Annotated in this window: 17 protein-coding genes; 4 read left to right on the plus strand and 13 right to left on the minus strand. The window is 61.3% G+C overall.

Going from position 1 to position 17,889, the window contains the following annotated elements; genetic code table 11:
- The 6 genes from ccoO (PMI35_RS20640) to ccoN (PMI35_RS20615) form a co-directional block, all read right to left on the minus strand.
- Positions 1-609, minus strand: coding sequence for a cytochrome-c oxidase, cbb3-type subunit II (ccoO, locus tag PMI35_RS20640; protein WP_008057891.1), 609 nt, complete (start codon positions 607-609; stop codon positions 1-3).
- Positions 609-2,051, minus strand: a complete 1,443-nt coding sequence (gene ccoN, locus PMI35_RS20635) for a cytochrome-c oxidase, cbb3-type subunit I (protein WP_008057893.1) — start codon at positions 2,049-2,051, stop codon at positions 609-611. Before ccoN (PMI35_RS20635) ends, ccoO (PMI35_RS20640) begins: the two co-directional genes overlap by 1 nt.
- A gap of 484 nt (positions 2,052-2,535) precedes the next feature.
- Positions 2,536-3,486 carry a cytochrome-c oxidase, cbb3-type subunit III gene (ccoP, locus tag PMI35_RS20630; protein ID WP_008057895.1) on the minus strand — a complete coding sequence of 317 codons (951 nt, stop codon included), beginning with the start codon at positions 3,484-3,486 and terminating at the stop codon, positions 2,536-2,538.
- Positions 3,483-3,680, minus strand: coding sequence for a cbb3-type cytochrome oxidase subunit 3 (locus tag PMI35_RS20625; protein WP_008057897.1), 198 nt, complete (start codon positions 3,678-3,680; stop codon positions 3,483-3,485). Before PMI35_RS20625 ends, ccoP begins: the two co-directional genes overlap by 4 nt.
- A 3-nt stretch (positions 3,681-3,683) precedes the next feature.
- Complete coding sequence (gene ccoO / locus PMI35_RS20620; protein ID WP_008057899.1) at positions 3,684-4,292, minus strand: cytochrome-c oxidase, cbb3-type subunit II; 609 nt, start codon at positions 4,290-4,292, stop codon at positions 3,684-3,686.
- A 10-nt stretch (positions 4,293-4,302) separates the two neighbouring features.
- On the minus strand, positions 4,303-5,727 hold the full coding sequence (gene ccoN / locus PMI35_RS20615) for a cytochrome-c oxidase, cbb3-type subunit I (protein ID WP_008057902.1): 1,425 nt from the start codon (positions 5,725-5,727) through the stop codon (positions 4,303-4,305).
- A gap of 94 nt (positions 5,728-5,821) precedes the next feature.
- Here ccoN (PMI35_RS20615) and PMI35_RS20610 point away from each other — a divergent pair, with 94 nt between their 5' ends.
- Positions 5,822-6,496, plus strand: coding sequence for an alpha/beta family hydrolase (locus tag PMI35_RS20610; RefSeq protein ID WP_008057904.1), 675 nt, complete (start codon positions 5,822-5,824; stop codon positions 6,494-6,496).
- A 113-nt stretch (positions 6,497-6,609) separates the two neighbouring features.
- On the opposite strand, the gene PMI35_RS34935 is transcribed toward PMI35_RS20610, so the two are convergent.
- The 5 genes from PMI35_RS34935 to acnA all read right to left on the minus strand — a co-directional run bounded on the left by PMI35_RS34935 (position 6,610) and on the right by acnA (position 12,755).
- A complete protein-coding gene (locus tag PMI35_RS34935; RefSeq protein ID WP_008057906.1) occupies positions 6,610-6,753 on the minus strand; it encodes a hypothetical protein in 144 nt (47 codons plus the stop codon).
- 318 nt (positions 6,754-7,071) lie between these two features.
- A complete protein-coding gene (locus PMI35_RS20605; RefSeq protein ID WP_008057908.1) occupies positions 7,072-8,637 on the minus strand; it encodes a methyl-accepting chemotaxis protein in 1,566 nt (521 codons plus the stop codon).
- A gap of 103 nt (positions 8,638-8,740) precedes the next feature.
- Positions 8,741-9,529, minus strand: a complete 789-nt coding sequence (locus PMI35_RS20600) for a CPBP family intramembrane glutamic endopeptidase (RefSeq protein ID WP_008057910.1) — start codon at positions 9,527-9,529, stop codon at positions 8,741-8,743.
- 57 nt (positions 9,530-9,586) lie between these two features.
- Positions 9,587-9,850, minus strand: a complete 264-nt coding sequence (locus tag PMI35_RS0132495) for a hypothetical protein (protein ID WP_032831506.1) — start codon at positions 9,848-9,850, stop codon at positions 9,587-9,589.
- 163 nt (positions 9,851-10,013) lie between these two features.
- Positions 10,014-12,755 carry an aconitate hydratase AcnA gene (acnA, locus tag PMI35_RS20595; protein ID WP_008057912.1) on the minus strand — a complete coding sequence of 914 codons (2,742 nt, stop codon included), beginning with the start codon at positions 12,753-12,755 and terminating at the stop codon, positions 10,014-10,016.
- 222 nt (positions 12,756-12,977) lie between these two features.
- Here acnA and rlmM point away from each other — a divergent pair, with 222 nt between their 5' ends.
- On the plus strand, positions 12,978-14,051 hold the full coding sequence (gene rlmM / locus PMI35_RS20590) for a 23S rRNA (cytidine(2498)-2'-O)-methyltransferase RlmM (protein WP_008057919.1): 1,074 nt from the start codon (positions 12,978-12,980) through the stop codon (positions 14,049-14,051).
- Positions 14,052-14,223: 172 nt separating this feature from the next.
- Positions 14,224-14,475 carry a sulfurtransferase TusA gene (gene tusA / locus PMI35_RS20585; protein WP_008057921.1) on the plus strand — a complete coding sequence of 84 codons (252 nt, stop codon included), beginning with the start codon at positions 14,224-14,226 and terminating at the stop codon, positions 14,473-14,475.
- A 108-nt stretch (positions 14,476-14,583) separates the two neighbouring features.
- Here the strand turns inward: tusA and PMI35_RS20580 are convergent, their stop codons facing one another.
- Positions 14,584-15,987, minus strand: coding sequence for an MATE family efflux transporter (locus PMI35_RS20580; RefSeq protein WP_008057924.1), 1,404 nt, complete (start codon positions 15,985-15,987; stop codon positions 14,584-14,586).
- 273 nt (positions 15,988-16,260) lie between these two features.
- On the opposite strand from PMI35_RS20580, the gene pdxB reads away from it, so the two are divergent.
- Positions 16,261-17,403 carry a 4-phosphoerythronate dehydrogenase PdxB gene (gene pdxB / locus PMI35_RS20575; protein ID WP_008057926.1) on the plus strand — a complete coding sequence of 381 codons (1,143 nt, stop codon included), beginning with the start codon at positions 16,261-16,263 and terminating at the stop codon, positions 17,401-17,403.
- A 59-nt stretch (positions 17,404-17,462) separates the two neighbouring features.
- Here the strand turns inward: pdxB and PMI35_RS20570 are convergent, their stop codons facing one another.
- Entirely contained in the window at positions 17,463-17,642 is a 180-nt protein-coding gene (locus PMI35_RS20570; RefSeq protein WP_008057927.1) for a PA1571 family protein, read from the minus strand.
- Between the last annotated feature and the right edge of the window lie 247 nt (positions 17,643-17,889).

The following is a 17,889-nucleotide window of genomic DNA, read 5'->3' on the forward strand; positions in this document are numbered from 1 at the left end:
TCACCGTTTGCTTTTGATGATGGTGCCCAGGCCTTGCAGATATGCCACCAGCGCGTCCATTTCGGTTTTGCCCTTCACGGCATCCTTGGCACCGGCGATGTCTTCGTCGGTGTAAGGGACGCCGAGCGCGCGCAACACTTCCATTTTCTTGGCGGTGTCTTTGCCGTCGAGCTTGTTTTCCACGAGGAACGGGTAGGCCGGCATTTTCGACTCAGGCACCACGTTGCGCGGGTTGTACAAGTGCGCACGCTGCCAGTCATCGGAGTAACGACCGCCGACACGGGCCAGGTCCGGACCGGTGCGCTTGGAACCCCACAGGAACGGGTGGTCCCACACGCTTTCACCGGCGACCGAGTAGTGGCCGTAACGTTCGGTTTCAGCACGGAACGGGCGGATCATCTGCGAGTGGCAGCTGACACAACCGTTGGCGATGTACACGTCCCGGCCTTCCAGTTCAAGGGCAGGGCGGGGCTTCATGCCCTCGACCGGCTTGTTGGTGACGTCCTGGAAAAACAGCGGAACGATCTGGGTCAGGCCGCCGACACTGACGGCGATAACCATGAAGAAGGCCAGCAGGCCAATGTTCTTCTCGACTGCTTCATGCTTCATCAGTGAGCTCCAACTACGGCAATCTGTTCGGCGGCTTTGGCTTCAGCCGGGTTCGAGGCGCGTACGGTACGCCATACGTTGTAGGCCATGAACAGCATGCCGGCGGCGAAGAATGCACCGCCCAGGGCGCGAACGATGAAGCCAGGGTGGCTGGCTTGCAGCGCTTCGACGAACGAGTAGGTGAGGGTGCCGTCATCGTTGATTGCACGCCACATCAGGCCTTGGGTAATGCCGTTGACCCACATCGAGGCGATGTACAGCACGGTACCGATGGTCGCGAGCCAGAAGTGCGTGTTGATCAGGCCGATGCTGTGCATCTGCGCGCGACCGAACAGTTTCGGGATCATGTGGTAGATCGCGCCGATCGAGATCATCGCTACCCAGCCGAGTGCACCGGCGTGTACGTGGCCGATGGTCCAGTCGGTGTAGTGCGACAGCGAGTTGACGGTCTTGATCGCCATCATCGGACCTTCGAAGGTCGACATGCCGTAGAACGCCAGGGACACCACCAGGAAACGCAGGATCGGGTCGGTGCGCAGCTTATGCCAGGCGCCCGACAGGGTCATCATGCCGTTGATCATGCCGCCCCAGCTTGGCGCCAGCAGGATGATCGACATGGCCATGCCCAGGGACTGAGCCCAGTCCGGCAGTGCGGTGTAGTGCAGGTGGTGCGGGCCGGCCCAGATGTAGAGGGTGATCAGCGCCCAGAAGTGCACGATGGACAGGCGATAGGAATAGATCGGACGCTCGGCCTGTTTCGGCACGAAGTAGTACATCATCCCCAGGAAGCCCGTGGTCAGGAAGAAGCCTACGGCGTTGTGGCCGTACCACCACTGGATCATCGCGTCGGTCGCGCCCGAGTAGGCCGAGTAGGACTTGAACAGGCTGACCGGCAGCGACATGTGGTTGACGATGTGCAGCATCGCGGTCACGACGATGAAGGCACCGTAGAACCAGTTGCCCACATAGATGTGCTTGGTCTTGCGCTTGACGATGGTGCCGAAGAACACCAGGCCGTAGGTGACCCAGACAATGGCCAGCAGAATAGCCAGCGGCCATTCCAGCTCAGCGTATTCCTTGGTGGTGGTGTAACCCAGCGGCAAGGTAACGATGGCGCCGACGATCACAGCTTGCCAACCCCAGAAGGTGAAGGCTGCGAGGCTGTCGGAAATCAGTCGCGTTTGGCAGGTTCGCTGCACGACGTAATAGGAAGTGGCAAACAGTGCACAACCACCGAAGGCAAAAATCACCAGGTTGGTGTGCAACGGGCGCAGGCGTCCAAAGCTCGTCCACGGCAGACCGAAGTTCAACTCCGGCCAGACCAGTTGCGAGGCGATGAAGACACCGAGCCCCATGCCAAGGATCCCCCAGACCACCGTCATGATGGCGAACTGGCGGACTACCTTATAGTTATAAGCAGTCGGACTGATTGCTGTGCTCATTCTAAGGTTCCACGGTTTGGGTGTTTTATTAGGATTAAAAATCGGCCGCAAGTATGGAGAAAGCAGGGGGTCATTGCAACGCGCCATGACCTGGGTCAATGCGTTCAAATGCTGATTCTGCGGCCTTTCCATGCGCCGCGTAAGGACAAAAATGGCCTCGGACAAAATGTCGCAGCGAACGGAAAAAGCGAGGGGGTTCAGGTCACTTGTAACGGGGTGTGTTCAAAAGCCCTGATCGGCGACCGACGGCATTTGGCACGACAGCCGGTATCTACCAGCGTTTGCGGCCTGTCAGTCAGCCGATGGGGCGAGCACATCGCGCAAGGATGACCTGGAACCGGCACGGGCCAGTTCGCATCGACCAAGCGTAGACCCGAATCCGGGGATTCGAAAGGTGAGGTTTGCAAGGGTGCGACAATGGGTCGCAAAGGGGAGGGGAACTACCGCATTCGAAAGAATGCGGTAGTGCCGGTGTTGCGGATCATTACTTTTTGCTTTCGACTTGCAGGTTTTGTGTATTCAGTCCGTGCGATAGGCTGTACACATAAGCAGCTAGCAATTGTACTTTGTCGTTGCCGAGCAACTCATTTTGCGCTGGCATGTGGCCTTGACGGCCGTGGCGGATGGTCTGCTCGAGCTGGGTCAGGCTGGTGCCGTAGATGAAGCCGGCCGGGTGCGTCAGGTTCGGTGCGCCCATGGCAGCAGTGCCTTGGCCGTTTGCACCGTGACAGGCGGTGCAGGTGGTGCTGAACGCTTGTTGTCCGGCTTGCAGATCCGCCTTGTTGTCCGCCGGCAATGGCAGCCCGGCCAGTTCGTGGCGCACATAGGCGGCGACGTTTTTCACCCCCGCGTCCCCCAGTACTTCGCCCCAGGCCGGCATCGCCGCCATGCGTCCACCCAGGATGGTGGTCTTGATGGTGTCGGCGTCGCCGCCCCAGCGCCAGTCACTGTCCGCCAGGTTGGGGAAGCCGAATGCACCCTTGGCATCCGAGCCGTGGCACACCGAACAGTTGGAGGCGAACAGGCGCCCACCCATTTTCAGCGCTTGCGGGTCCTTGGCCACTTCCTCCACCGGCATGGCGGCGAATTTGGCGAAGATCGGCCCGAATCGGGCGTCGGCCCTGTCCATCTCCTTTTCCCATTCGTGCACGCCGGTCCAGCCGTTCTCATAACCGGGCAGGATGCCTTTCCAGTTACCCAGGCCGGGATAGAGGATCAGGTAGCCGACGGCAAACACCAGGGTGCCGGCGAACAGCATGAACCACCATTGCGGCAACGGGTTGTCGTACTCCTCGATGCCGTCGAAGCTGTGGCCCATGGTCTGGTCGACGCTGCCCTTGGTTTCGCCCTTGCGGGTGCCGATCAGCAGCCAGGTCAGGCCGATCAGGCTGCCGATGGTCAGTACGCAGATCCACGTACTCCAGAAAGTGGTCATGGCCGGGTGCTCCTTGTGGCGGATTCTTCGGGGGTCTCGGCTTGTGGTTCATCGGCGAACGGCAGCAGGCGCGCTTCGGCGAATTGCGGGCTGCGCTTGGCGTTGAACACCCACAGCGTCAGGCCGACGAAGGCCACGAACACCACGACGGTGCCCAGGCCGCGGATCATTCCAGTACTTATTTCAACGACCATGGCTCACCTCTTGCTCTTGATCGCAGTGCCGAGCACTTGCAGGTAGGCGACCAGCGCGTCCATTTCGGATTTGCCCTTGAGCGAAGCGACGGCGCCGCTGATGTCTTCGTCGGTGTACGGCACACCCAGGGTGCGCATCGTCTTGAGCTTGGTTTCGGTGTGGCCGCTGTCGACCGGGTTGGCCACCAGCCACGGGTAGGCCGGCATCTTCGATTCCGGCACCACGTTGCGCGGGTTGTACAAGTGCGCGCGGTGCCAGTCATCGGAGTAACGCGCGCCCACCCGGGCCAGGTCCGGACCGGTGCGTTTCGAACCCCAGAGGAACGGGTGATCCCACACGCTTTCACCGGCTACCGAGTAGTGTCCGTAGCGTTCGGTCTCGGCGCGAAACGGGCGGATCATCTGCGAGTGGCAACCGACACAGCCTTCGCGGATATAGATGTCGCGACCTTCCAGTTGCAGTGCGGTGTAGGGCTTCATGCCTTCCACAGGTTTGTTGGTCACGTCCTGGAAGAACAGCGGGACGATCTGGGTCAGGCCGCCGACGCTCACGGCGAGGATCATCAGTAGCAGCAACAGGCCGACGTTTTTCTCGATTGTTTCGTGTTTCATGGCGGACTCCTCAGGCCATCTGCGCGGCAGCGACGACGTCGGCAGGCTGCGAGGCCCGCACGGTGCGCCAGGTGTTGTAGGCCATCAGCAACATGCCGCTGAGGAAAATCGCCCCGCCCACCAGCCGCACGACGAAGCCCGGATGGCTGGCCACCAGGGTCTCGACGAAGGAGTAGGTCAGCGTGCCGTCCTCGTTCACCGCACGCCACATCAGGCCTTGGGCGATGCCGTTGACCCACATCGAGGCGATGTACAGCACGGTGCCGATGGTGGCGAGCCAGAAGTGCGCGTTGATCAGGCCGATGCTGTGCATCTGCTCGCGCCCGAAGACTTTGGGGATCATGTGGTAAAGCGCACCGATGGAGATCATCGCCACCCAGCCAAGCGCGCCGGCATGCACGTGGCCGATGGTCCAGTCGGTGTAGTGGGAGAGGGCGTTGACGGTCTTGATCGCCATCATCGGCCCTTCGAAGGTCGACATGCCGTAGAACGCCAGCGACACTACGAGGAAACGCAGGATCGGGTCGCTGCGCAACTTATGCCAGGCGCCTGACAGCGTCATCATGCCGTTGATCATCCCGCCCCAGCTCGGCGCCAGGAGGATCAGCGACATCACCATGCCCAGCGACTGCGCCCAGTCCGGCAAGGCGGTGTAGTGCAGGTGGTGGGGACCGGCCCAGATGTACAGGGTGATCAGTGCCCAGAAGTGCACGATCGACAGGCGATAGGAATACACCGGACGCTCGGCCTGTTTCGGCACGAAGTAGTACATCATCCCGAGGAAGCCGGCGGTGAGGAAAAAGCCTACGGCGTTGTGGCCGTACCACCATTGCACCATCGCATCGGTGGCACCGGAGTACAGCGAGTAGGACTTGGTGAAGCTGACCGGCAATTCCATGTTGTTGACGATGTGCAGGATCGCCACGGTGACGATGAAGCCACCGAAGAACCAGTTGCCGACATAGATGTGCTTGGTCTTGCGCTGCATGATCGTGCCGAAGAACACGATGGCGTAGGCGACCCAGACGATGGTGATCAGGATGTCGATCGGCCATTCCAGCTCGGCGTATTCCTTGGAACTGGTGTAGCCCAATGGCAGGCTGATCGCCGCCAGGACAATCACCAGTTGCCAGCCCCAGAAGCAGAACGCGGCGATTTTCGGTGCAAACAGCTGGGCCTGGCAGGTGCGTTGCACTGAATAGAACGAACTGGCGAACAGGGCGCAGCCACCGAAGGCGAAGATCACCGCGTTAGTGTGCAGCGGGCGCAGGCGGCCGAAGCTGGTCCAGGGCAAATTGAAGTTGAGCTCGGGCCAAACCAATTGGGCCGCGAGAAAAACCCCGAGCCCCATGCCGACGATGCCCCACACCACCGTCATAATGGCGAATTGGCGGACCACCTTATAGTTGTAGGCGGTACTGATAGAAGTGTTCATGGTTCCCCATCCACGGTTCAGCCGAAGTGGGCGCGCAGCGCTTGGCAACGTCCCCTTCGCCTGGAGTTATAGGCAGACTAAAAGCGAGGCAAGCATGGACAAACAGCACAAGGCCGGTATTGACGGGGATCAATGGGCGCAGTGCGTACGCGAACAGGGATGGCTGTGGGATGCGGCTTCGGGCAAGGCCTCGGCGACCCTGATCCTGGCCCACGGCGCCGGTGCGCCGATGGACAGTGACTGGATGAACAACATGGCTGCACGCCTTGTGGCACAAGGCGTCAACGTATTGCGATTTGAATTTCCGTACATGGCGCAGCGGCGCGTCGACGGCGGCAAACGCCCGCCCAATCCGATGCCAAAGTTGCTGGAATGCTGGCGCGAGGTGTATGTCCAGGTGCGACGCCACGTCACTGGGCCTTTGGCCATTGGCGGCAAGTCCATGGGCGGGCGGGTGGCCAGTATGCTGGCCGATGAATTGGGTGCCGATGCGTTGGTGTGCCTGGGTTATCCGTTTTATGCGGTGGGCAAGCCGGAGAAACCGCGTGTGGAACATCTGGTGTCGCTGAAGACGCGTACGCTGATCGTGCAGGGGGAGCGCGATGCGTTGGGCAATCGTGAGGCGGTCGAGGGCTACACGCTGTCACCGAGTATCGAGGTGTTATGGCTGGAGGCGGGGGATCATGATTTGAAGCCTTTGAAGGCTTCCGGGTTTAGCCATGAACAGCATTTGGCGACTGCGGCGAGTCGGGTGGCTGCGTTTCTGTAGGGTACTCGTCCCGGTTCTCCGCACACTTTGTAGTTGTAAAAGTGTGCAGCGAAGTTCTGCCAGTTACGTATTTGTTCGAAAAGCGCAGAGATTGTGACGGTTGGCATCCAAGCCTACTTTGTAATAGGTAGCCTGCCAGTGATCACAAATTTATCGAACACTTTCTGCCCATCACGCGCGGCTTGCCGAACATCAAGGAATGTCAGCTCATCGCGGACAGCCTTTTTGTTGGGTTTGTCCTTTCTGGTGGTGGTCATATGAGACTCCGAAAGGTTAAGCATTTTACCGGCAAACAATAGAACTCGGTCCCGAGGCGGGCAAGTCGGTGGCTTCTGGCGCAATTGTAGGCAGGGGCTCATAGACGTGTAGTCTGGATATCGTCGCCAGCTTCCATGGCCTCTTCGCGGGCAAGCCCGCTCCCACATTGATTAGTGGTGCTGCTCGATTTTGTGAGCAATGCAAAACCCTGTGGGAGCGGGCTTGCCCGCGAAGGCGGCCTGATCGACAACATGTTTTTCAGAGTGATAAAAAACCCGGAAGCTTTCGCAATCCGGGTTTTGTTTTTCCAGCATCAGTCAGCGGTTAAACCGCTCCACCAACGAATACTGCGTATTCGCCGTCTTGGTCAGCTCTTCACTGAGCAACGCCGAGTTCTGCGCCTGTTCCGAGGTTTGGTCCGCCAGTGCCGAGATGTTGCTGATGTTGCGGCTGATTTCTTCGGCCACGGCGCTTTGCTCTTCGGTCGCGGCGGCGATCTGGGTGGTCATGTCGGTGATGTTGGCCACCGCTTCACTGATCCCCACCAGGGCCTGATCCGCTTCCAGCACCCGCGCCACGCCTTCTTCGGCCTGGCGATGCCCGGCTTCCATGGTTTGCACCGCGGTGCCCGCGGTTTGCTGGAGCTTGGCGATCAGGGCGTGGATCTGCCCGGTGGATTCGCTGGTGCGTTGGGCCAGCTGGCGAACTTCGTCGGCCACTACCGCAAAACCACGACCCATCTCGCCGGCACGCGCCGCTTCAATGGCCGCGTTCAGTGCCAGCAGGTTGGTCTGGTCGGCGATGCCTTTGATCACGTCGACCACGCCGCCGATTTCGTTGCTGTCCTTGGCCAGTTGCGTCACGGTCAGGCCGGTCTCGCCCACCACCACCGAGAGGCGCTGAATGGCTTCGCGGGTTTCCCCGGCGATATCGCGACCACGACCGGTCAGGCGGTTGGCTTCCTGGGTGGCGTCAGCGGTGCGTTGCACGTGGCTGGCGACTTCCTGGGTGGTGGCGGCCATCTGGTTGACGGCGGTGGCCACCTGTTCAGTCTCGATGCGTTGGCGTTCAAGGCCGCTGGAGCTGTTGTGCGCCAGGGCGTCGGATTGCTTCGCCTGGTCGGTCAGGTGCTCGGCGGTGTCCTGCAGGCGGGTCAGGCAGGTTTTCAGGCGGGCTTCCTGGCTGAGTATCGACATTTCCAGGCGTGCCTGGGCACCGCGGCTGTCGGTGTACATCTGCGCGATCAGCGGGTCGGACGTGGTCTGCTCGGCCAGGCGCAGCAAACGCTTGATGCCGCGTTGCTGCCAGCCCAGGCCCAACAGGCCCAGCGGCACCGAAAGAGCGGCCGCCAGGGCAAAGCCCCACTGCGAGTTCAGTGTCGCGCCGATCATGAAGCTCAACTGGCTGACCAGGATGAAAGGCAGCCAGTCCTGCAGCACCGGCAACCATTTATCGGTGGCCGGGATGGCGGGCTTGCCCTGGTTGATGCGTTGATACAGCGCTTCGGCGCGGCGAATCTGTTCGGCGGTGGGCTTGACCCGCACCGACTCGTAACCGATGACTTGATTGCCTTCGAAGACCGGCGTCACGTAGGCGTTAACCCAATAGTGGTCACCGCTCTTGCAGCGATTCTTGACAATGCCCATCCATGGCAAGCCTTGTTTGAGTGTGTCCCACATGTGCGCGAAGACCGCAGCGGGTACGTCTGGGTGACGCACCAGGTTATGCGGCGCCCGGATCAGTTCCTCACGCGAAAACCCGCTGATCTCGACGAAAGCGTCGTTGCAGTAGGTGATCATGCCCTTGGCATCGGTGGTGGAGATCAACCGTTGCTGAGCCGGAAAGGTCCGTTCGCGTTGGGTGATGGGCTGGTTATTACGCATATTTTTTAATCCACAAGGCTCTCAAGTGCTGTATCGGCATCATTAGCGATTTGTTGAGATTATTTTTCGATAATTAATGACGCGTCGCAAAATGACCATTGCGTCAGCCAGCCATCGGATACGTGAACAATCCGAAGTGCAGCAGGTTTAAGCCAAAGTGTGTGGCGATGGCGGCTGCCAGGCCGCCGAAGCGATATGCCAGTCCGTAGCCAATGCCCGCCAGGCTGGCCAGCACTGTCCATTCCCAGCCGGCGCCCCAATGCGCAAGCCCGAACAGCAGCGAAGCGATCAGCAGGGCAATGTGGTCGCCATGGGGCAGGTGTTCGAAGCGCCGGCTCAGGCCGCCTTGCAGGTAGCCGCGAAACAAGGCTTCTTCTACCACCGTCACCAGCAGGAGGTTGTTATTGAGCCATAGCCATGCTTGCGCCGGCCATTTTGGTGACCATTGCACGATGCCCAGCAGCCAGGCTCCCGCTAGCGTGACGAATGCGGTCAGGCTCAGCGCCAAGGCGCTTGCCTTTACAACCTGTGCCAGCGAGTGCCGCCCGACAATCCATGGGCATACGAGCAGTAGCCAGAAACCAATCAGCGGTTTGTCCAGATTGAGGTTCATTGAGAAGGGGACGGCGTTCTCGGTAAAGCGAACCTGGTCGATCATCCTGGCGTTGTAGAACCCCGGCCACCAATGGAGGGCAAGGGCGAGGGTCAGGAGGATGAACAGGGCATGGCCGAGGTATTGACCATAGTGAAAGCGTTGTTGCCGGGCGGCAAAGCCGGCGAGCAGCAAGAGGATGATAGCGGTGCTTGCGTGGACGGTCAGTTGACCATAGGTGAGTGCCAGGACGTACCCGGCAGACAGGAGTGTCAGGTACGGCCAGGGCAACACAAGCATGAACGGTTCCTTGTTAGGTCGAACACCCTTCCGAGTGCGTCAGCACAAGAGCGAGTCTCAATGCACGGCCGATGACCTTGGAACAGGAACGCGATCAAACCTGGAGACCTCTTTGATCCAGAATCGCCGATATTCAGTTTGGTCCGGCGGCAACGGCTTGTGATTTGACCAGGCGTGTCCTGTTTTCAAGCTTTCGCGATACGCCTCCCACTCTTTTTCCTCGGCGATTTCCTTCGCCGTTTTTTTATCCTCGAACCAACCAAGAACATAAACTTCGCCCTGATCAATGCCATGCTCGATCAAAAGATAGATCTCTTTCATACGCTAAACCCATAACGACAAATTCTAAAAATACCCTACCACAGCGTATTGGCCTGACTATCGGCAGGGATTTTCATTTCTTGAGCTTATGCATTGGCAGGGGAGCGTCAGGCGCCGTTACCGAAGTAGCGGCGCCTGAAGCAACAACACTATCGTTATAGGGTTACGACGCAATCAATTGCCGCAGCACGTAGTGCAAGATTCCCCCCGACTTGAAGTATTCCACCTCATTGAGCGTATCAATCCGGCACAACACTTCGATTTTTTCCCGGCTGCCGTTTTCCCGGGTGATGACCAGCGTCAGGTTCATCCGCGGTGTCAGTTCGACGCCGGTCAGGCCGAGGATGTCCAGGGTTTCGCGGCCGGTGAGGTTCAGGCTCTTGCGGTTCTGGTCGAGCTTGAACTGCAGGGGCAGTACGCCCATGCCCACCAGGTTGGAGCGGTGGATGCGTTCGAAGCTTTCGGCGATGACCGCCTTGATGCCCAGCAGGTTGGTGCCCTTGGCGGCCCAGTCGCGGCTTGAGCCGGTGCCGTATTCCTGGCCGGCGATCACCACCAGTGGGGTGCCTGAAGCTTGATAGCGCATGGCGGCGTCGTAGATTGCCAGTTTCTCGCCGGTGGGGATGTAGTAGGTGTTGCCGCCTTCTTCGCCGTGGAGCATTTCGTTGCGGATGCGGATGTTGGCGAAGGTGCCGCGCATCATCACCTGGTGGTTGCCGCGGCGTGAGCCGTAGGAGTTGAAGTCTCGCGGTTCCACGCCTTTGTCGCGCAGGTAGTGGCCTGCCGGGCTGTCGGCCTTGATGTTGCCGGCGGGGGAGATGTGGTCGGTGGTCACCGAGTCGCCGAGCAGGGCGAGGATGCGTGCGCCGCTGATGTCCTTGACCACCGGTGGCGGGCCGCCGATGTCGTCGAAGAACGGCGGATGCTGGATGTAGGTGGAGTCGTCCTGCCAGACGTAGGTGGCCGCTTGCGGCACTTCGATGGCTTGCCATTGTTCGTCGCCGGCGAACACTTCGGCGTATTCCTTGTGGAACATGGCGGTGTTGACCCGTTCGACGGCCTCGGCGATTTCCTGGCTGCTGGGCCAGATGTCGCGCAGGTACACCAGGTTGCCGTGCTGGTCTTCGCCCAGGGGCTCTTGGCTGAGGTCGATGCGTACGGTGCCGGCCAGGGCGTAGGCGACCACCAGTGGCGGTGAGGCCAGCCAGTTGGTTTTCACCAGCGGATGGACCCGGCCTTCGAAGTTGCGGTTGCCCGACAGCACCGAGGCCACGGTGAGGTCGGCTTTCTGGATGGCTTTTTCGATGGGCTCCGGCAGTGGCCCGGAGTTGCCGATGCAGGTGGTGCAGCCATAGCCGACCAGGGCAAAACCCAGGGCGTCGAGGTATTGCGTCAGGCCGGCGGCCTTGTAGTAGTCGGTGACCACCTTGGAGCCCGGGGCCAGGGAGCTTTTTACCCAGGGTTTGCGCCGCAGGCCTTTTTCCACGGCTTTTTTCGCCACCAGCCCGGCCGCCATCATCACGCTCGGGTTGGAGGTGTTGGTGCAGGAGGTGATGGCGGCGATCACCACCGCGCCGTTTTTCAGGCGCAGGGTCTGGCCTTCGAATTCGTAGTCCACTTCACCGGCCATGTCCGCGTTGCCCACGGCCACGCCGCCACCGCCTTCGCTTTCCAGGCGGCCTTCTTCCTTGCTGGTGGGTTTGAGTTGCAGGCCGACGAAGTCGCTGAAGGCTTGCGCGACGTTCGGCAGCGACACACGGTCTTGCGGGCGCTTGGGCCCGGCGAGGCTGGCTTCGACGCTGGCCAGGTCGAGGGCCAGGCTGTCGGTGAATTGCGGTTCCTTGCCCGGCAGGCGCCACAGACCTTGCGCCTTGCTGTAGGCCTCGACCAGTTGCACCGTGGCCTCGGGACGGCCGGACAGGCGCAGGTAGTTCAGGGTGACGTCGTCCACCGGGAAGAAGCCGCAGGTGGCGCCGTACTCCGGTGCCATGTTGGCGATGGTCGCGCGGTCGGCCAGGGGCAGGTCGGCCAGGCCGTCGCCGTAGAACTCGACGAATTTGCCGACCACGCCTTTCTTGCGCAGCATCTGGGTGACGGTCAGCACCAGGTCGGTGGCGGTGATGCCTTCCTTGAGTTTGCCGGTGAGCTTGAAGCCGATCACTTCGGGTATCAGCATCGACACCGGTTGGCCAAGCATCGCCGCTTCCGCTTCGATGCCGCCGACGCCCCAGCCGAGCACGCCGAGGCCGTTGATCATGGTGGTGTGGGAGTCGGTGCCGACCAGGGTGTCGGGGAAGGCGTAGGTGCGGCCGTCTTCGTCCTTGGTCCAGACGGTGCGGCCGAGGTATTCGAGGTTGACCTGGTGGCAGATGCCGGTGCCCGGCGGCACCACGCTGAAGTTGTCGAAGGCGCTCTGGCCCCAGCGCAGGAAGGCGTATCGTTCGCCGTTGCGCTGCATTTCGATGTCGACGTTCTGTTCGAAGGCGCTGCTGGTGGCGAACTTGTCGACCATCACCGAGTGGTCGATTACCAGATCCACCGGCGACAACGGGTTGATGCGCTGCGGGTCGCCGCCGGCCTTGGCCATCGCCGCGCGCATGGCGGCCAGGTCGACCACGGCGGGCACGCCGGTGAAGTCTTGCATCAGCACGCGCGCCGGGCGGTACTGGATCTCGCGGTCGGAGCGGCGCTCCTTGAGCCAGGCGGCAATGGCCTTGAGGTCGGCTTTGGAGACGGTCTTGGCGTCTTCCCAGCGCAGCAGGTTTTCCAGCAGCACTTTGAGCGACATGGGCAGAGCGTCCAGGTCGCCGAGGCTTCTGGCGGCCTCCGGCAGGCTGTAGTAGTGGTAAAGCTTGTCGTCGACTTGCAGGGTCTTGAGGGTCTTCAGGCTATCGAGGGACGGCATTACGATCACTCCTTTGAGTCCGCACGGCTACGGACTGAGGGAACGGGCAGAGCACTAAACCTAGCCCTGTTTTAAGTAGCTGGCTAATAACTGGACTCTATGGGCAAGTCCGAGGTTCCGAAGTCGGCTATCATGCGCCGGTTTTCGTGACAGGCTTTGCGCCAGCGCAAGTCTGGGCATCGCGCAGTGGTTGAATGTTTCGCCATCTGCCCAGGAGTAAGAATGAACACCCTTTTTATGCATTGCCGGCCGGGCTTCGAAGGTGAAGTCTGTTCCGAGATTTCCGACCTCGCCGCTCAACTGAACGTGGCCGGTTATGCCAAGGCCAAGGCCGCCAGCGCCTGCGCCGAGTTTGTCTGCACCGAGGAAGACGGTGCCGAGCGCCTGATGCGCGGGCAGCGGTTTGCCAATCTGATCTTCCCGCGCCAGTGGGCCCGGGGGATTTTCATCGACCTGCCGGAGAGTGATCGCATCAGCGTGATCCTCGCGCACCTGGCGGATTTTCCGACCTGCGGCAGCCTGTGGCTGGAAGTGGTCGACACCAATGATGGCAAGGAGCTGTCGAATTTCTGCAAGAAATTCGAAGGCCCGCTGCGCAAGGCGCTGACCGGCGCCGGCAAGCTGGTGGACGATGCGAACAAGCCGCGCTTGTTACTGACCTTCAAGAGCGGCCGCGAAGTGTTCGTCGGCCTGGCGGAGTCGAACAACTCGGCGATGTGGCCGATGGGCATCCCGCGCCTGAAATTCCCCCGCGAGGCGCCGAGCCGTTCGACCTTGAAGCTCGAGGAGGCCTGGCACCACTTCATCCCGCGGGATCAGTGGGACGAGCGCCTGCACAGCGACATGACCGGGGTCGACCTGGGCGCTGCGCCCGGCGGCTGGACCTGGCAGCTGGTCAACCGCGGCATGCTGGTGACCGCCATCGACAATGGGCCGATGGCTGAAAGTCTGATGGACACCGGCCTGGTGCAGCATTTGATGGCCGACGGTTTCACCTTCAAGCCCAAGCAGCCGGTGGACTGGATGGTCTGCGACATCGTCGAGAAACCGGCACGCAACGCGGCGATGCTGGAGGAGTGGATCGGCGAGGGGCATTGCCGCGAGGCGGTGGTCAACCTCAAGCTGCCGATGAAACAGCGCTACGCCGAAGTGAAGCGCTTGCTCGAGCGCATCGCCGATGGTTTCAAGGCGCGGGGCATTCGCGTGGAGATCGGCTGCAAGCAGCTGTACCACGACCGTGAGGAAGTGACCTGCCATTTGCGCCGGTTGGATGTAAAAAAGCCAAGATCCCGCTGACGTTTCCGCGACCTGCACCCTGTAGGAGCTGCCGCAGGCTGCGATCTTTTGATCTTGCTTTTAAAAGCCAAAGTCAAAAGATCGCAGCCTGCGGCAGCTCCTACAGGTGTCGCGGAATTTGTTAAAAGCAGCGGCAATGCGCGACAATACCGGCAAGTTTCAGGAGTTAATCATGAGTGAAATGCTTGATAAGCCGGTAGACGGCACCCTCGACGCCACCGGCCTCAATTGCCCGGAGCCGGTGATGATGCTGCACCAGCACATCCGTGACCTGGTGCCTGGCGGCCTGCTCAAGGTGATCGCCACCGATCCGTCGACCCGCCGCGACATTCCCAAGTTCTGCGTGTTTCTCGACCATGAACTGGTGGGGCAGCATGAAGACGCCGGCACCTACCTTTACTGGATTCGTAAGAAGTCCGTTTGACCCACACAAAACAACTGTGGGAGCCAGCCTGCTGGCGATTGCTGATTCAACTTCAACATCATTGTTGACTGAAGCACCGCAATCGCCAGCAGGCTGGCTCCCACAGGGTCAACTCAGGCCGTTGCGAATGCGTTTGCGCGCACTGCGCGTCAGGCGGATCGACAGCATCAGCGCCGCGCAGCTCAGGCCGACGATCAGGCCCTGCCACAGGCCGCTCGGGCCGCTTGGCGTGCCGAACCAGTCGGTCAGACCGAGGGCGTAGCCCACCGGCAGGCCGATGCCCCAGTAGGCGAACAGCGTCAGGATCATCGTCACCCGGGTGTCCTGATAGCCGCGCAACGCGCCGGCCGCCGTGACCTGGATCGCATCGGAAAACTGGAACAGCGCCGAATACACGATCAACATCGCCGCCACCTTGATCACCGTCGGGTCCGCCGTGTAGATCGTGGCGATGTGCTCGCGCAGCAACAGCATCATGCTCGCCGAGAGACAAGCGTATGCCAGCGCCGTGCCCATGCCCACACCCGCGGCGAAGCGCGCTTCACGGGGTTGCTCGCGCCCCAGTGCCTGGCCGACCCGCACGGTCACGGCCATGCCCAGGGAGTAGGGGATCATGAACACCAGCGAGCTGAAGTTCAGGGCGATCTGGTGCCCGGCGACCACGGTGGCGCCGAGGCTGCCGATCAACAGGGCGATGACCGCGAAAATGCTCGACTCGGCGAACACGGCAATGCCGATGGGCAGGCCGATGCCCAGCAGGCGCTTGATCACCGACCACTGCGGCCAGTCGAAACGGCTGAACAGCTGGCTCGATTGATACGCCGGCGCCCAGCGCTCCCAGCCGGCCATGCCCAGGGCCATCACCCACATCACGATCGCCGTGGCCCAGCCGCAACCGACGCCGCCCATGGCCGGCACACCGAAGTGGCCATAGATGAACACATAGTTCAGCGGGATGTTCAGCGCCAGGCCGCACAGGCCCAGGACCATCGCCGGGCGGGTGCGACCCAGGCCGTCGCTGAAGCAGCGCAGCACATGGTAGAGCGCGACCGCGGGCAGTCCGCTGGCGATGCCGTGCAGGTACTGCATGCAGGGGCCGATCAGTTCGGGATCGACCTTCATCACCCGCAAGATGGGTTCGGCGCACAGCAGCATACCGGTCGCCAGCAGGCCCACCACCAGGGCCAGCCACAGTGCCTGGCGCACGATCGGGCCGATTTCGCTGTGCGTACCGGCACCGAAGCGCTGGGCGACTTTCGGCGTGGTGGCCAGCAACGTGCCGGTCATCAGCAGGAACACCGGCACCCAGATCGAGTTGCCCAGCGCCACCGCCGCCAGGTCGCGCGGCCCGACCCGCCCGGCCATCACCGCGTCGACGAAGCCCATCGCCGTGGTGGCCAGCTGCGCGATCATGATCGGCAAGGCCAGGCCGAGCAGGTTTTTCAGCTCCAGGCGGACCCGGGCGGGGCGGGAGAGGGTGGGGCTGGAGGTGTGTTCAGTCACGGAGTTCAAGGGCAAAACGTCCAAAGATATTCATGCGCGGGTGCGCATTCTACGCGTTGACGCTGCGGTCAGGAAAAGACTGTGTTGGGCATTTGTAATTCCACCCCCTGATTCCTTCTCCTCTGTAGGAGCGAGGCTTGCCCGCGAAGAACGATAACGCGGAGTGTCAGGAGGACCGCGACGTTCCGTTCGCGGGCAAGCCTCGCTCCTACAACAAGCGATGCGTGCTAGGCGCCAGGTACCCTCTACGCCTACACTGCCCGTCCGCCAAAGGAGCCTGACATGCTGATCGTTGCCGACGAAAATATCCCCCTGCTCGACGCCTTCTTCCAGACATTCGGTGAAATCCGCCGGGTGCCGGGGCGTGCCATCGACCGCGCCACCGTCGAACAGGCCGATGTACTGCTGGTGCGTTCGGTCACCCGCGTCGACCGTGCGTTGCTCGAAGGCAGCAAGGTACGTTTTGTCGGCACCTGCACCATCGGCACCGATCATCTGGACCTGGAATACTTTCAACAAGCCGGCATCACCTGGTCCAGCGCGCCGGGCTGCAACGCCCGCGGCGTGGTCGACTACGTGCTCGGCAGCCTGCTGACCCTGGCTGAAATCGAAGGCGCCGACCTGACCCAGCGCACCTACGGCGTGGTCGGTGCCGGTGAGGTAGGGGGGCGTCTGGTCAAGGTCCTGCAGGGCCTGGGCTGGAAGGTGCTGGTCTGCGATCCGCCACGCCAGGCTGCTGAAGGGAGCGATTACGTCAGCCTTGAGCAAATCATCGAGCAGTGCGACGTCATCAGCCTACACACCCCGCTGACCCGCAAGGGCGCCCAGTCGACCTGGCACCTGTTCGATCAACGCCGCCTGAACCAGCTCAAGCCCGGCACCTGGCTGATCAACGCCAGCCGTGGCCCGGTGGTGGACAACAGCGCTTTGCGAGAGGTGCTGCTGGAGCGCGAAGACTTGCAGGCGGTACTCGATGTCTGGGAGGGCGAGCCGGAAGTCGACGTGGCCCTGGCCGAGCTCTGCGTGCTGGCAACGCCGCACATCGCCGGGTACAGCCTCGATGGCAAGCAGCGCGGAACGGCGCAGATCTATCAGGCGTACTGCGAGTTTCTCGGGCAAGCGCCCTTGGTCAGCCTGAGCGACTTGCTGCCAGCCCCCTGGCTGTCGCAGGTGACCTTGAGTGGGGACACCGACCCGGCCTGGGCCCTGGCGATGTTGTGCCGTGGCGTGTACGACCCGCGCCGTGACGACGCGGATTTCCGTCGCAGCCTGGTCGGCAGTGTGAGCGAGCAGCGTGCGGCGTTCGATGTGTTGCGCAAGCAGTACCCGTCGCGACGGGAGATCGACGGGTTGCAAGTGCGTATCGATGGGGATGCGCCAGCGTTGCGGCAGATCGTGGCGGCGCTGGGCGCGACGGCTATCTGAAAATCAGGCAATAAAAAACCCGGCCCTCAAGGGCCGGGTTAATGAAAACCGTGGCTACATCACTTCTCTTCGGCAGGCTTGACCAATCGCTTCTCCAGTTCGCTGCACGCTTTCTGGATCATGTCTTCAGTGATCGGTACTTCGCGGCCCTGTTCATCGATAATCGAGCACCCCAGAGACTGGTCTGGCTGCGTGCGGATCACTTCAATCTTGTCATCGCTGCGTTGTTGCAAGGACATGGCCTGTCTCCTCATCAGGTTGTGTGCCTAGTGTAGAACCGTCAGGTGACCAGGCTATGACAACTCCCTGCGATCACTCCTTAACGGCACCGCCAGTCGACCAGAAATAGCCCAGCCTGGCTACCGCAACTTTAGACCAATAATGTCTAGGTACTAGACTGCACGGTCATAATTAACCTGACTCATTCTGATTCAGCCATTGCACCTCGTTGGTCGGTGTACGCTGGTCCTGTCAATGGCTCCATTG

Origin of the sequence: Pseudomonas sp. GM78 (assembly GCF_000282475.1) — a bacterium.
In the GTDB taxonomy this organism is placed as follows: Bacteria; Pseudomonadota; Gammaproteobacteria; order Pseudomonadales; family Pseudomonadaceae; genus Aquipseudomonas.